General features: G+C 65.0%; 11 protein-coding genes. 6 read left to right on the top strand and 5 right to left on the bottom strand.

All coding sequences use genetic code 11. The features are described from left to right. Positions 1-278 precede the first annotated feature (278 nt). A complete protein-coding gene (locus RBT54_RS16845) occupies positions 279-1,679 on the bottom strand; it encodes a hypothetical protein (protein WP_320368190.1) in 1,401 nt (466 codons plus the stop codon). Between the two features lie 236 nt (positions 1,680-1,915). On the opposite strand from RBT54_RS16845, the gene RBT54_RS16850 reads away from it, so the two are divergent. Together RBT54_RS16850 and RBT54_RS16855 are read left to right on the top strand one after the other, a co-directional pair. Continuing rightward, a complete protein-coding gene (locus RBT54_RS16850) occupies positions 1,916-2,710 on the top strand; it encodes a thymidylate synthase (RefSeq protein WP_320368191.1) in 795 nt (264 codons plus the stop codon). Continuing rightward, complete coding sequence (locus tag RBT54_RS16855; protein WP_320368192.1) at positions 2,707-3,204, top strand: dihydrofolate reductase; 498 nt, start codon at positions 2,707-2,709, stop codon at positions 3,202-3,204. Before RBT54_RS16850 ends, RBT54_RS16855 begins: the two co-directional genes overlap by 4 nt. Before the next feature lie 90 nt (positions 3,205-3,294). Here the strand turns inward: RBT54_RS16855 and RBT54_RS16860 are convergent, their stop codons facing one another. The 3 genes from RBT54_RS16860 to apbC all read right to left on the bottom strand — a co-directional run bounded on the left by RBT54_RS16860 (position 3,295) and on the right by apbC (position 7,532). Beyond that, a complete protein-coding gene (locus tag RBT54_RS16860) occupies positions 3,295-5,538 on the bottom strand; it encodes an arginine/lysine/ornithine decarboxylase (RefSeq protein WP_320368193.1) in 2,244 nt (747 codons plus the stop codon). A gap of 150 nt (positions 5,539-5,688) precedes the next feature. Next, complete coding sequence (gene dcd / locus RBT54_RS16865; RefSeq protein WP_320368194.1) at positions 5,689-6,255, bottom strand: dCTP deaminase; 567 nt, start codon at positions 6,253-6,255, stop codon at positions 5,689-5,691. 185 nt (positions 6,256-6,440) lie between these two features. Further along, positions 6,441-7,532 carry an iron-sulfur cluster carrier protein ApbC gene (gene apbC / locus RBT54_RS16870; RefSeq protein ID WP_320368195.1) on the bottom strand — a complete coding sequence of 364 codons (1,092 nt, stop codon included), beginning with the start codon at positions 7,530-7,532 and terminating at the stop codon, positions 6,441-6,443. Positions 7,533-7,686: 154 nt separating this feature from the next. On the opposite strand from apbC, the gene RBT54_RS16875 reads away from it, so the two are divergent. From RBT54_RS16875 to RBT54_RS16890, 4 genes are all read left to right on the top strand, one after another. Further along, positions 7,687-8,274 carry an OmpA family protein gene (locus RBT54_RS16875; protein ID WP_320368196.1) on the top strand — a complete coding sequence of 196 codons (588 nt, stop codon included), beginning with the start codon at positions 7,687-7,689 and terminating at the stop codon, positions 8,272-8,274. A gap of 96 nt (positions 8,275-8,370) precedes the next feature. Beyond that, positions 8,371-10,551, top strand: a complete 2,181-nt coding sequence (gene metG / locus RBT54_RS16880; protein ID WP_320368197.1) for a methionine--tRNA ligase — start codon at positions 8,371-8,373, stop codon at positions 10,549-10,551. 173 nt (positions 10,552-10,724) lie between these two features. Continuing rightward, positions 10,725-12,416 (top strand): SulP family inorganic anion transporter, encoded by a 1,692-nt coding sequence (locus RBT54_RS16885; RefSeq protein ID WP_320368198.1) that lies wholly within the window; start codon positions 10,725-10,727, stop codon positions 12,414-12,416. Continuing rightward, positions 12,409-12,726 (top strand): acylphosphatase, encoded by a 318-nt coding sequence (locus RBT54_RS16890; protein WP_320368199.1) that lies wholly within the window; start codon positions 12,409-12,411, stop codon positions 12,724-12,726. Before RBT54_RS16885 ends, RBT54_RS16890 begins: the two co-directional genes overlap by 8 nt. A 26-nt stretch (positions 12,727-12,752) precedes the next feature. Here the strand turns inward: RBT54_RS16890 and dnaE are convergent. Then, on the bottom strand, positions 12,753-15,077 hold a 2,325-nt coding region (dnaE, locus tag RBT54_RS16895), incomplete at its 5' end, for a DNA polymerase III subunit alpha (protein ID WP_320368200.1).

Genomic DNA, 15,077 nt, shown 5'->3' on the forward strand with positions numbered 1-15,077 from the left:
CCCCAACCTCCAACGCCGCCACGACTTCCTTGAAAACCGCTGCAGCGCTGAAGAGGGCCGAATTATAGACACCCAAAAAAAACCGTCAAGAAAAATAAGAAAAAAGATTCTTATGAGAGGATGCGTGCCGGCACGCCCAGCCGCGACTTTTGGAGCCCCCTGGCCTGCGATTCAACAGCCACGCGGCGGGCAAATGCATCGACGAGGAAGGACAGCCGCTCCGAGGGCAGGCTCCGAACCGGATGAACACAAGCAACAGCGACTAAAGTGCGGTTCTGCTACTGCACCTGATAGGCCACTAGCTTGTAGCCCGCTGCCTGCGCAAGGGTCTGCAGAGGACGCAGCCTGATCACCGCGCCAGGTTCACGAAGGAACAGGGGTTCAGCAAGTTCCGACGCAGTCGCGAGCGTCAGGAACCGAATCACCCCGCCTTTTTCCGGGGTATCGCACTGGATCCCTTCAACCGCGAACTGCCCGTCGTCGATCACCCCAATCGTCGGCTTCCATGCGAGCAACTCAACACCCAGCCCTGCATGACTGGGCCACATCCGCAGACGCCGGACGATGCCGAGTTGCCAGCCATCTCCATCATCAAAGTGCACGCCCAGCAACTCCCCTATATCTGGCCAGGCGCGAGTGGGATCGCTGTTCGCGAGGATGTAAAGCCCGCTACGACTGAAATCAAGCGCCCGCCACGAGCGCATCGCAGGCAGCGGCTCGCCCCGGAGCACGGCAAGACAAGCGGGAAGGCCTCGAGCGACCATGACGCTGGCGTCCTGCGGGAATCGCCTCCGATGCCGAACGGGGGGCCTCGTCGACCACTGTGCTCGCAAATACTTTAGCGCGGAGCGCACTTCATCCGGGGGCAAAGCCCCAAGCACCCTGGGAACGCGCCCAGCCTCCAGCCTGGTTTCGAAATCGGCCAACAGTTCATCCGCCGCCCAGGGAGCGAAATGCCACTCACCTGCATCGTGCTCGCGCGCTCGTCGAACCGGAATCAATCCGCGGCTTGGATAAACGACGTACTGCGGCGCATCCACGGGCTTGCGGGTCAATTCGAGGAAAGGCAGGCTCAGGTCGATCAGGTGAACAAGGGCGATGGCCATGTTCAGCTCAACCTGATCGAGGTTTGCGCTGTAGTAGGCCACCGCCCGCAGATATTCGCGCCCAACTCCGGACACGTCGCCACCGATCACGCTGGCACTGGACTCCGCCGAGTTAACAAAAAGCTGACTGATCCGCGCCCACAGGGTCTCGTCCGGGCTGAAGCGATCACAGGCAGACCACTTCAGTGCTTCGACCACGCTGACGGCTAGGCGGTGGCGAACCGAATCGTATCCTGCCGTGCATTGCAATGAAGACAGGCACCAGTAGGCATCACATACTGCGTGAGAAGCGTCACGCGCACCTGCCAGCCATCGCGACCACCAGACGGCATCATGCGGGACAGCCTCTGCGATCACCCTTTTCCCGATCGGCGCGGACGTTTCGATTGCAAGCTGCAGCGCGTCGTCGAAACCGGAAACCACATGCAGTCCGGCGGCCTCGGCTTTCGGGCTGCCCGGCTTGTAGATTGCGCGCAAGGTGGCGATTGCGGCCTCGAACCCGACGACAGCATCCCCCCCGCCAGCAAGAACGCCAGCGGGCGTGAAGTCGAGTCTCTCCGTGGCATTTTCCACTATGGGTTCTCCGCTGCCGGCGCTCGACCCGATCGGGCTAGACTTATACGAGGCAATTGGAAGTTTGTAACAACTTGCAGGATTCTGCGCCGAACGCCCTCACGATGTCTACAGCATATCTTCGCGCGCAAGGAGGAACCCGCCAGTCGGCAACCCGACAAAGGGTCTGGCCGGCTTGAGGGCGAGAGTCCGCGCCAACAGCACTGTAGAATCACATTTTTTTGCCGGAATGCCTCATGCGCCAGTACCTCGACCTCATGAGCCATGTGCTCGAACACGGCGACCGGAAAACCGACCGCACGGGCACCGGCACGCTGTCGGTGTTCGGCTGGCAGATGCGCTTTCGCCTGCAGGACGGCTTCCCGCTGCTCACCACCAAGAAACTGCACACGCGCTCGATCATCCACGAGCTGTTGTGGTTCCTCCAGGGCGACACGAACATCCGTTATCTTAAGGAGAACGGCGTGTCGATATGGGACGAATGGGCAGATGAGAACGGCGACCTGGGCCCCGTCTATGGAAAGCAGTGGCGCCATTGGGAGACCGCCGACGGACGCCGCGTCGACCAGATCAGCCGCCTTGTGGAGGGCATCAAGCGCAATCCCGACTCCCGGCGCCACCTGGTGACGGCCTGGAACCCGGGCGAGGTGGAGAACATGGCGCTTCCGCCTTGCCACGCACTGTTCCAGTTCTACGTCGCAAACGGGCGCCTGTCATGCCAGCTCTACCAGCGCAGTGCGGATATCTTCCTCGGTGTGCCCTTCAACATCGCGTCTTACGCGCTGCTCACCCACATGGTCGCGCAGGCTTGCGACCTCGAGCCTGGTGACTTCGTGTGGACCGGTGGCGACTGTCATCTGTATCTCAATCACCTCGAGCAGACGCGCGAGCAATTGAGCCGCGAGCCCCGGCTACTGCCGAAACTTCGTATCAACCCTGAGGTCAAGGATGTGTTCGCTTTCCGGTTTGAGGACTTCACGCTGGAAGGTTACGACCCACACCCTCACATCAAGGCACCTGTCGCCGTATGAGCAAGAGACCAGAGATCGTCATCGTCGCCGCCCTTGCCCGCAATGGCGTGATCGGCCGCGACAACGGCCTGCCCTGGCGGCTCAAGGCCGATCTGCAGCATTTCCGTGCGCTGACCATGGGACATCCGATCCTGATGGGCCGCAACACCTGGATCTCGCTCGGCCGACCATTGCCGGGGCGGCGCAACATCGTGGTCACTCGCGATCCAGCGTTCCGGGCCGATGGCGCCGAGGTGTTCAACAGCCCCGAAGCGGCGATCGCGGCAGCATCGGATGCGGCGCGCATCTTCGTCATCGGCGGCGCTCAGCTGTACACCAGCCTGCTACCGATGGCAGACCGCCTGGTGCTGACCGAGGTCTGGGCCGACGTCGATGGCGACGCCCATTTTCCGATGCTCGAACGCGACGACTTCGTCGAAGAACGGCGCGATGCTCGCCAGGCTGACGCAGATAACGAATTCGACTTCGATTTCGTGGAGTACCGCAGGCGCTGAGTTCGGATGAATCGTGCGCACTACGCTCTGAAAAAAGGCCGCAGTAAGCGGCCTTTTTCACATCCTCGCCTGCACAAGCGGGCCGCCCGTTCAGCCCTTCACGCAATCCACGTGGTAGCGCCCATCCTCGCTCTTCACGAGCCCGTGGATGTCGGTCTCGAAGCCGGGGAAGCGGGCGTTGAAGTCGCGCGCGAACTTCAGGTAGCGCACGATCGTCGCGTTGAAGCGCTCGCCCGGGATCAACAGCGGGATACCTGGCGGGTAGGGCGTGACCAGCATCGAGGTAACGCGACCCTCGAGCTCGTCGATCGCCACCCGCTCGATCTCGCGGTGCGCCATCTTGGCGAAGGCTTCGGCAGGCTTCATCGCCGGCACCATGTCCGACAGGTACATCTCGGTCGTCAGGCGTGCGATGTCGTGCGACGTGTAGAAGCTGTGGATCTGGTTGCACAGATCCTTCAGGCCTACCTTCTCGTAGCGCGGATGCTTGGCGATGAACTCCGGCATGACACGCCACAGCGGCTGGTTGCGGTCGTAGTCGTCCTTGAACTGCTGCAACTCGGTCACCATCGTGTTCCAGCGGCCCTTGGTGATGCCGATGGTGAACATGATGAAGAAGGAGTACAGCCCAGTCTTCTCGACGATGATGCCGTGCTCGGCCAGATACTTGGTGACGATCGCTGCCGGGATGCCCGTGTGTTCGGCGAAATCGCCGTCCATGTTCAAGCCCGGGGTAATGATCGTGGCCTTGATCGGGTCGAGGATGTTGAAACCCTCGGCCAGCTCGCCGAAGCCATGCCAGCGCTCACCCGCCTTCAGCGTCCAGTCCTCGCGGCTGCCGATACCCTCTTCGGCCAGGAACTCCGGCCCCCACACCTTGAACCACCAGTCCTCGTCGCCGAACTCGGCATCGACCTTGCGCATCGCACGGCGGAACTCGACCGCTTCCGACAGGGACTCATTGACCAGTGCGGTGCCACCCGGCGCCTCCATCATCGCCGCGGCGACGTCGCACGACGCGATGATCGCGTACTGCGGCGAGGTCGAGGTGTGCATCAGATAAGCCTCATTGAAGATATCGCGGTCGAGTTTACGGGTCTGCGAGTCCTGCACCAGGATCTGCGAGGCCTGACTGAGGCCGGCCAGCAGCTTGTGCGTGGACTGGGTCGAGAACACCATCGATTCGCGGCAACGCGGGCGGTCCTCGCCGATCGCGTGGTAATCACCATAGAAGTCGTGGAAGGCCGCATGCGGCAGCCAGGCCTCGTCGAAATGCAGGGTGTCGATCTGGCCGTCGAGCATGTCCTTGATGGTCTCGACGTTGTACACCACGCCGTCATAGGTCGACTGCGTGATCGTCAGGATGCGCGGCTTCTTGGTCTTGGCCTCACGGGCGAACGGGTTGGCGTCGATCTTCTTCTGGATGTTCTCCATCGAGAACTCTTCGAGAGGGATCGGACCGATGATGCCGTAGTGGTTTCGTGTCGGCGTGAGGAATACCGGCACCGCCCCGGTCATGATGATCGAATGAAGAATCGACTTGTGACAGTTGCGGTCGACGACGACGATGTCGCCGGGCGCCACCGTGGTGTGCCACACCATCTTGTTCGAGGTCGAGGTGCCGTTGGTGACGAAATACAGGTGATCGCAGCTGAAGATGCGCGCCGCATTTCGCTCGCTCGCCGCCACCGGGCCGGTGTGATCGAGCAGCTGGCCGAGCTCGTCGACCGCGTTGCAGACGTCGGCACGCAGCATGTTCTCGCCGAAGAACTGATGGAACATCTGCCCCACCGGGCTCTTCAGGAAGGCCACCCCACCGGAGTGGCCCGGGCAGTGCCACGAATACGAACTGTCGGCCGCGTAGTGCACCAGCGCGCGAAAGAAGGGTGGCGCCAGCGAATCAAGATAGTTCTTCGCCTCGCGCACCACGTAGCGCGCGATGAACTCCGGCGTGTCCTCGAACATGTGGATGAAGCCGTGCATCTCGCGCAGCACATCATTGGGAATGTGGCGCGTGGTACGCGTCTCGCCGTGCAGGAAGATGGGGATGTCGGCGTTGCGGAAACGGATCTCGACGACGAACGCACGCAGGCCCGCGATTGCCTTGGCCGAGGCTTCGGGCGACGAGAACTCCTCGTCGTCGATCGACAGGATGAAGGCAGAGCCGCGGCTCTGCTGCTGCGCGAACGAGGTCAGGTCGCCGTAGCTGGTCACACCCAGCACCTCAATGCCCTCTTCCTCGATCGCCTTGGCGAGCGCGCGGATCCCCAGACCGGACGTGTTCTCGGAACGGAAGTCCTCGTCGATGATGATGATGGGGAAGTGGAATCTCATCCTGGTCGTCTCCAGCGGGTCCTTGCGGGACGCAAAAATCGAAAGTGTAACCCCCTGAACATTGCCCGGGCGTTACCGAAATTGAATCTAAAAAAAGCACAAGGGGCCGTCAGGCGGCCCCGTGAATGCATCGCTGCTGCGCGCCGGCGCTCAGATCTTGGGCAGGGTGACGCCGGTCTGGCCGAGGTACTTGCCGCCGCGATCCTTGTACGAAGTCTCGCACACCTCGTCCGACTCGAAGAACAGCATCTGCGCGACGCCCTCGTTGGCGTAGATCTTGGCGGGCAGCGGCGTGGTGTTGGAGAACTCGAGCGTCACGTGACCTTCCCACTCGGGCTCGAGCGGGGTGACGTTCACGATGATCCCGCAGCGTGCGTAGGTGCTCTTGCCCAGACACACCGTCAGCACGCTGCGCGGAATGCGGAAGTACTCGACCGTGCGCGCCAGCGCAAAGGAGTTCGGCGGGATGATGCACACGTCGCCGTTGAAATCGACGAAATTGCGCGCGTCGAAATCCTTGGGATCGACGATCGTCGAGTTGATGTTGGTGAAGATCTTGAATTCGTTCGCCACGCGCACGTCGTAGCCGTAGCTCGAGGTGCCGTACGACACGATGCGCCCGGTGTCGTTGGCGCGCACCAGATCCGGCGCGAAGGGCTCGATCATGCGGGCCTGTTCGGCCATGCGGCGGATCCACTTGTCGGACTTGATGGACATTGGCGCGGGTTCCAGCGGTAGCGTTGCGACCGGTCGGCGGTCGGAAAAGCGGCGTAGTGTAGGACATGCGCCGCGACGGCGAAAGCGTTCACGGCAGCTTTGTTGCTGCAGTGCACACTCCCGCCGCGGCGCGGCTGCATCCGGATCGGAGCGGCCCGGAAAAACGCCCGGGACGCGATGCCGGCTCAGGTGCTCTTGATGACGATGTTCGGGAACTTGTGCGTCATGTCCTTCGAGCGCTCGGCGATGCGCACCGCCACCTTGCGCGCGATCTGCTTGTAGATGGACGCGATGCGGCCGTCGGGGTCGGCGACCACGGTCGGCGCGCCGCCGTCGGCCTCGGTGCGGATCTGGATATCGAGCGGCAGCGCACCCAGGAAGGGCACGTTGAAGTCCGCGCACATCTTCTCGCCGCCACCCTGACCGAAGATGTGCTCCTCGTGGCCGCACTTCGAACAGATGTGGATGCTCATGTTCTCGACCACGCCGAGGATGGGCACGCCGACCTTCTCGAACATCTTCACGCCCTTGCGCGCATCCAGCAGCGCAATGTCCTGCGGCGTGGTGACGATCACGGCGCCGGTCACCGGGACGCTCTGCGACAGCGTGAGCTGGATGTCGCCAGTGCCCGGCGGCATGTCGATGACGAGGTAGTCGAGGTCGGTCCAGGCCGTGTCCTTGAGCATCTGGTTCAAGGCCTGGGTCGCCATCGGGCCGCGCCACACCATCGGCGTGTCGGGATCGATCAGGAAGCCGATCGACATCGCCTGGATGCCGTAGGCCTCGAGCGGAATCATGGTCTTGCCGTCGTCGGACACCGGGCGCTGGTCGCCGATGCCCAGCATCTGCGGCTGCGACGGGCCGTAGATGTCGGCGTCGAGCAGGCCGACGCGCGCGCCTTCGGCCGACAGCGCCAGCGCCAGGTTGACCGCGGTGGTGCTCTTGCCCACACCGCCCTTGCCCGAGGCCACCGCGATGATGTTGCGCACGCCCGGCAGCAGCTTCACGCCCTGCTGCACCGCATGCGCGACGACCTTGCTGGTGACCGTGATGTCGACCCGGGTCGCACCGGGCAGCCTGGACACCACATCGGCCAACAGCGCGCGAATGGGCTCGTGCTGGCTCTTCGCGGGATAACCGAGTTCGACATCGAAGCGGACCGTGCCGCCCTCGACGGCGAGGTTGCGAATGCTGCGGCCGGCCACGAAATCCTTGCCGGTGTTCGGATCGATCACCTGCTTGAGCGCTTCGGTTACGGTTTGCTGGTCAAGACTCATCGCGTTTTCCTCGAAAATCGGTGCACCCGCTGCGGGGTGAAAGCGGCAGAATCATACCGGAGCGGACAGTTTCACTCACCCGCGATCTGAGCAGGGTTTCTCCCTGCGCCTCCCCGACGCCTCCTTCCCCGCCGTATGCACGCGGCGCGAACCCATGCAACACCTCGACATGAACGCCCGACGCCTCATCCGTTTGCTCCCCGCCCTGGGCCTCGTCTCGCTGCTCGCCGCCTGCGCAACGCCCTCCATCGGCCCGTCCGCCGACGCAGTGAATCGCCACGCCCTCGTTCGCGCTCCCAGCCCGGAACCCGACTGGCCCGCCTTGAAGCAGCGCCTCGTCGGCGCCACAACCGGCATCAAAGGCATCGAGATCGGCCAGGCCGACAAGCAGGGCCTTCGTCTCCAGATCCCGGTCGCCGATGGCTTCGCGAGCGGCAAGACCGAGATCAGGCCCTCGCTGGCGAGCGCGCTCGACGCGCTGGCGCCGGTCCTCGCCAGCGAGCAAGGCGCCGCGGTGCGCGTCGTCGGTCACACCGACAGCCAGGGCAGCGAGATGGTCAACCTGCAACTATCGATCGCGCGTGCCGAGGCTGTGGTGGAGCACCTGCGCCAGCGCGGTATCGCGCTCGAACGCTTGAGCGCGGACGGCCACGGAGAGGCCGACCCGCTCACCAGCAACGCCACCGAAGAGGGTCGCGCGCGCAATCGCCGCGTAGAACTGATGCTTAGCCGCCAGCCCTGACCCCCGCGCGTCGCGTATTGCAGCAACGCAGCGGCGCCCACCCCCACGCGCTTTGTTAAACTTCCGCTTTTATTCGCCGACACCTGCACAGCCACCATGCCCCGCAAGCTCCTCGTCACCAACGCCCTGCCCTACGCCAACGGCGACATCCACCTCGGCCATCTGGTGGGCTACATCCAGGCCGACATCTGGGTGCGCTACCAGCGCATGCGGGGTCATGCGGTGCATTACGTGTGTGCGGACGACACCCACGGCACGCCGGTCATGCTGCGCGCCGAGAAGGAAGGCCTCACCCCCGAGCAGCTTATCGCTCGCGTGCATGGCGAGCACCTGCGCGACTTCACCGCCTTCGGCGTCGCCTTCGACAACTATCACTCCACACACAGCACCGAGAACCGCTTCTACGCCGAGGACATCTACGGCAAGCTCAAGGCCGGCGGTCTGATCGATACGCGCTCGATCGAGCAGTACTACGACCCGGTCAAGGAAATGTTCCTCCCCGACCGCTTCATCAAGGGCGAATGCCCCAAGTGCGGTGCGCCCGACCAGTACGGCGACAACTGCGAGGCCTGCGGCGCAGCCTACGCCCCTACCGAGCTCAAGAACCCGTACTCCGCAGTGTCCGGCGCCAAGCCGGTGCTGAAGACCTCCGAGCATTACTTCTTCCGCCTGTCCGACGAGCGCGCGGTGGCCTTCCTGCGCGCATGGACGCGCGGCACCAACGTCGCCGGCGAGCGCCGCCTGCAGATGGAGGCCGCCAACAAGATGAAGGAGTGGCTCGGCGAGGAGGGCGAGAACAAGCTCTCCGACTGGGACATCTCGCGCGACGCGCCCTACTTCGGCTTCGAGATCCCCGGCGCGCCGGGCAAGTACTTCTACGTGTGGCTGGACGCGCCGATCGGCTACCTCGCCAGCTTCCGCAACCTGGCCGCCAAGCGCGCCGCTACCGGCGAGACGATCGCGGTCGAGGACTACACCGACGCCGCCCGCGCCGCCGCGGCCGGCACCGAGATGGTGCACTTCATCGGCAAGGACATCCTGTATTTCCATGCGCTGTTCTGGCCCGCGATGCTCAAGTTCGCCGGCTACGCCACGCCCAGCCAGTTGTGCGTGAACGGCTTCCTGACCGTCGACGGCGCGAAGATGAGCAAGAGCCGCGGCACCTTCATCACCGCGCACTCCTACATCGCCCAGAAGCTCAACCCCGAGTGGCTGCGCTACTACTTCGCCGGCAAGTCGAACGGCACCATGGAAGACGTCGATCTCAACCTCGACGACATGATCGCGAAGGTGAATTCCGACCTCGTCGGCAAGTTCGTGAACATCGCCAGCCGCTGCGCCGGATTCATCGGCAAGCGCTTCGAGGGCAAGCTGGGCGAGATCGATGCCGGCGCATGTGCAGAGTTCGCATCTGCCTGGGCGGATGGCAAGATCGCCACGGCCTTCGACGAGCGCGACTACAGCCGCGCACTGCGCGAAACCATGCGCCTGGCCGACGTCGCCAACCAGTACGTGAACGACCACAAGCCGTGGGAACTCGCCAGGCAGCACGGCCAGGAAGCCCACCTGCACACCGTGTGCAGCACCGCGCTGACCATGTTCCGCGACCTCGCCCGCTACCTCAAGCCGGTGCTGCCGACGCTCGCCGCGCAGGTCGAAACCTTCCTCGCCATCCCGCCCATGGACTGGCAGGGCGAGTGGGCGGCGCTGCCCGCCGGCCATGCCATCCAGGTCTACAGCCACCTGATGACCCGCGTCGAGCGCAAGCAGATCGACGCGCTGCTCGAAGCCAACCGCGAATCGCTCGCCCCGGCCGCCGTGGCGCCGGTGAAGGCGGAGGCGGTAGCCAGGGCCGCATCTTCGCAGCAGCGCCATGCCGAGAAGCAACAGCACGACGCGCAGGCCGCCGAGACACCGTCGCCCCACATCTCGATCGACGACTTCACCAAGGTCGACCTGCGCATCGCGAAGATCGTCAACGCCGAACACGTCGAAGGCGCCGACAAGCTCATCCGCCTCGCCCTCGACATCGGCGAGACCGACGAGGCCGGCAACCCGAAGCCGCGCCAGGTCTTCGCCGGCATCAAGTCGGCCTACGACCCGGCCACGCTGGTCGGGCGCATGACTGTGATGGTCGCCAACCTCGCGCCGCGCAAGATGAAGTTCGGCATGAGCGAGGGCATGGTGCTCGCCGCCTCCGACGCCGACGGCAAGACGCCAGGCATCTTCATCCTGTCGCCGGACGCCGGCGCGCTGCCGGGCATGAAGGTGAAGTGAGCCAACCCGAGTAGCCGCCATGCCGCTCACACTCTCGAAGCGCTGGATCGTCCTCCATCACGCGGGCCGAGGGTGACCGTCTCCGCAGCTCGCGCCGCTCGCCGTAACACCGAAGGCAGCGGCGCCACCCGGGCCTCGCGCCCCGTCCTGTTCAAGTACGCAGCGGAGACAGCATGAAGATCAACTTTCGTCCCAAACTCCTCGACACCCTGCACGGCTACAGCCGCGCGACCTTCGTCGGCGACCTCTCATCGGGCATCACCGTCGGTGTGCTCGCGCTGCCGCTGGCGATGGCGTTCGCGATCGCGTCCGGCATGTCGCCCTCGGCGGGCATCTGGACCGCGATCGTCGCGGGCTTCCTGATCGCCCTCCTCGGTGGTTCGCGGGTCCAGATCGGCGGTCCCACCGGCGCCTTCATCCCGATCATCTACGCCATCGTCGCCGACCTCGGCGTGCAGAACCTGCTCATCGCCACCATGATGTCAGGCGTGCTGCTGTTTGCCATGGGCGCACTTCGCCTGGGCAGCATGATTCGCTTCATCCCGCTTTCAGTGGTCATCGGCTTCACCAACGGCATCGCGGTCGTGATCTTCATCACGCAGATCAAGGACTTCCTCGGCCTCGAGATCGACAACCTGCCGGGTGAATTCTTCGCCAAGATGGGCGCGCTGATCGAGGGCCTGCCGACCCTGCATCTGCCCACGGTGGCGGTGGCCGTGGTGTCGCTGGCGATCCTGCTCGGGTGGAACCGGCAGGCGGCGAGGACCGCATGGATGCGCCGCCTGCCGGGGCCGCTGGCGGTGCTGATCGTCATGACTGCGGTCAATGCGCTCATTGCACTCCCGGTCGACACCATCGGCAGCCGCTTCGGCGGCATCCCGCAGGAGATCCCGCCCTTCGGCCTGCCGGAACTGAGCCTTTCCACCCTCGGCAAGCTGATCGCGCCGGCGATCACGATCGCGCTGCTCGGCGCGATCGAGTCGCTGCTCTCTGCGCGCGTGGCCGACAGCCAGATCGACGACCGCCACGACCCCAACCAGGAGCTGATGGCGCAGGGCATCGCCAACGTCGCCGCGCCGCTCTTCGGCGGCTTCGCGGCCACCGGCGCGATCGCGCGCACCGCCACCAATATCCGCACCGGCGGGCGCACCCCGATCGCAGGCATCATCCACGCCGGCGTACTGCTGGCGATCGTGCTCGCACTGGCGCCGCTGGCCAGCCACATCCCGCTCGCCACGCTGTCGGCGATCGTCGTCATCGTGGCGATCAACATGGGCGAATGGCACGCCTTCGCGCCTCGGGAGCTCGCACGCTACTCGCTGCAGTACCGCACCATCCTGCTCGGTACCTTCCTGATCACGGTGGTGTTCGACCTCACCCTCGCGGTGGAGATCGGCATGGTGCTGGCGAGCCTGTTCTTCATGTACCGCATGTCGGACCTCACCCGCATCGAGCGCATCACCCTGCCCGACCTCGAAGGCGCGGAGACCCAGTTGCGCGAAGACGGCACGCCGCGCGTCCTCGCCTACAAGTTGAGCGGCAGCCTCTTCTTCGGCGCCGCCAACAAGCTCGAGAACCTGCTGCTGATGCAGGACGGCCACCCCGACGTGGTCATCCTCGACATGGACCGCGTGATCAGCCTCGACACCACCGGTCTCGACATCCTGCAGACCCTTCAGCGCAACCTGCACAAGCGCGGCGCCCACCTGATCCTGTGCCGGCTCGGCTCGCAGCCCGGCTCGATCGTGTTCCGCTCGGGCTTCCTCGACCAGTTGGGCGACGACAACATCACCGCCACGCTCGAGGAGGCGGTCGCCCGTGCGCGCCAGTTGAGCGGCATGGAACCGGAGATCGCCTATGTCTGAACAGAACGCCCCGCGGCGCCACGAGCCCATCACCCGCCTGCTCGCCATTCACGGCAAGGTGCAGGGCGTGTGGTACCGCGCCAGCGCGCAGGCCGAGGCCACGCGTCTGGGACTGCGCGGCTGGGTGCGGAATCGTCACGAGGGCTGGGTGGAGGCGCTGGTGATCGGCACCCAGTCGGCGATCGACGAGTTCATCGACTGGGCACACCAGGGGCCGCCCAAGGCGGAGGTGGCGCGCATCGAGATCAGCGCGGCCGCCGAGGCGGTCATCGAGGACATCGAAGGCTTCGAACAGCGACCGAGCCTCTGAGCATCGATGCTGCGCGCGCCCTCGCCTTACTGGTAAATCACCTCGACCGACTCGGGCGGCAGCCAGTCGCGCAGACTCTCGAGTAGCGCGTCGTCGAGCCGTACCCGCCAGCCATCTCCGAGCGGCAGCTCCGCCTCTGCTGCGTTGTTGCGGTAAGTCACGCGGATCGGACAACCACCTTCGCGGAAGGGCTCGAGCAGGGTCTGCAGCTTGCCGGCGGCGGCCATCGCGCCGCCGCTCGCGCCCACCTCGCCGTTGATGCGCAAGGACAGCGCGCGCGCGAATCGGCCACGCGCCTCGCCCAGGGTCAGCACGCGGTCGGCGATGATGCGCAGCCCGCCCGAAAAGTCGTCGTTGCTGACCTTGGCCTCGATCACCACCACCTCGTCGGTGACGATCTTGCCGCGGCTGGCGTCGAGCACCTCCGAATACACCGTCACCTCGCGCGGCTCGGTGCCGTCCTCGAGCAGCACGAAAGCCATCTTGCCGCGGTTGCCGACCTTGGTGCGCTGCTCCATCACCACGCCGGCGAGCAGGGTGATGTCGCGCGAGGGCTCGACCTGCGCTAGCGTGCGGCGCACGAAGCGGCGCACCTCGGCCTTGAAGGCGTTGAACGGATGGCCGGAAAGGAAGAAGCCGATCGCGAGCTTCTCTTCCTTCAGGCGCTCGCGCTCGCTCCAGGGGCGGATCTTCGCGAACTCGGGCGCGGCGCCGGCAGCCTCCGGCATCAGGTCGAAGAGCCCGCCCTGCATCGCGTTGGCCGCCGCCTGCTCGGCCGCATCCATTGCCAGCGCCACGGTGGCCATCAGTTGCGAGCGGTCCAGCCCCTTGTGGCCCGCCAGCGTGTCCATCGCGCCGGCGCGGATCAGCGCCTCGATCACGCGGCGGTTCACCATGCGGCGGTCGACGCGCTCGCAGAAGTCGAACAGGTCGCGGAAGTCTCCAGCCTTCTCGCGTGCGGCCAGGATCGCGCGCACCGCCGGCTCACCCACGCCCTTCACCGCGCCGAGGCCATAGCGGATCGTTTTGCGATCCACCGGCACGAAGCGGTAGTCGGAGGTGTTTACGTCCGGCGGCAGCACCGCGATCTTGTTGGCGAGCGTGTCCTCGTAGAAGATCTTGACGGTATCGGTGTTGTCCAGGTCGGACGACATCGTCGCCGCCATGAAGGCCGCGCAGTGGTGCGCCTTCAGCCAGGCGGTATGGTAGGTCACCACCGCGTAGGCCGCGGTATGCGACTTGTTGAAGCCGTACTCCGCGAACTTGGTCATCAGGTCGAAGAGCTGCTCGGCGAGCGCCGGATCGTAGCCCTTGTGCTTTGCGCCCTCGGCGATGGTGGCGCGGTGCTTGGCCATCTCGTCGGCCTTCTTCTTGCCCATCGCGCGGCGCAGCATGTCGGCGCCGCCCAGGGTGTAGCCGCCGATGATCTGGGAGATCTGCATCACCTGTTCCTGATACACGATCACGCCGTAGGTCGGCTCCAGGCAGGCTTTCAAATCCGGGTGGAAGTAGTCGATCTCCTGCTGCCCCTTCTTGCGCAGGATGAAGTCGTCCACCATGCCCGAGCCGAGCGGCCCCGGACGGTAGAGCGCGAGCACCGCGATGATGTCCTCGAAGCGGTCGGGCGCGAGCTTCTTCAAGAGCTTCTTCATGCCGTCCGATTCGACCTGGAAGATCGCCGTGGTGTTGGCGTCCTTCAGGATCTGGTAGGCGGCGGGGTCCTCGAAACCCAGGCTCATCAGGTCGGGCCGGCTGCCGGTCATGCGCGCGATGTACTCCAGCGCGAGCTCGATGATGGTGAGGTTGCGCAGGCCGAGGAAGTCGAACTTGACCAGGCCGACGGCTTCCACGTCGTCCTTGTCGAACTGCGACACCGGCGTGGCGTCGTCGCCGTCGGCGATGTAGAGCGGGCAGAACTCGGTGAGCTTGCCGGGCGCGATCAGCACCCCGCCGGCGTGCATGCCGACGTTGCGGCTCAAGCCCTCGAGCGGCTGCGCCAGGCCCCACAGGGTCTGGATGGCCTCGCCGTCGTTGCCGTCCTTCATCATCTCGCCGATCTGCGGCTCCATCTCGTAGGCTTTGTTGAGCGAGACGGGCTTGGCGCCCTCGATCGGGATCAGCTTCGAGAGGCGGTCGCACAGCCCATAGGGCAAGTCGAGCACGCGGCCGACGTCGCGCACCACCGCCTTCGAGGCCATGGTGCCGAAGGTGGCGATCTGGCTCACCGCGTCCTTGCCGTAGCGCTCGCGCACGTACTCGATGACGCGGTAGCGGTTGTCCTGGCAAAAGTCGATGTCGAAGTCGGGCATCGACACCCGCTCCGGGTTCAGGAAGCGCTCGAACAGCAGCGC

This window comes from Thauera sp. (assembly GCF_034003485.1).
Taxonomy (GTDB): domain Bacteria; phylum Pseudomonadota; class Gammaproteobacteria; order Burkholderiales; family Rhodocyclaceae; genus Thauera.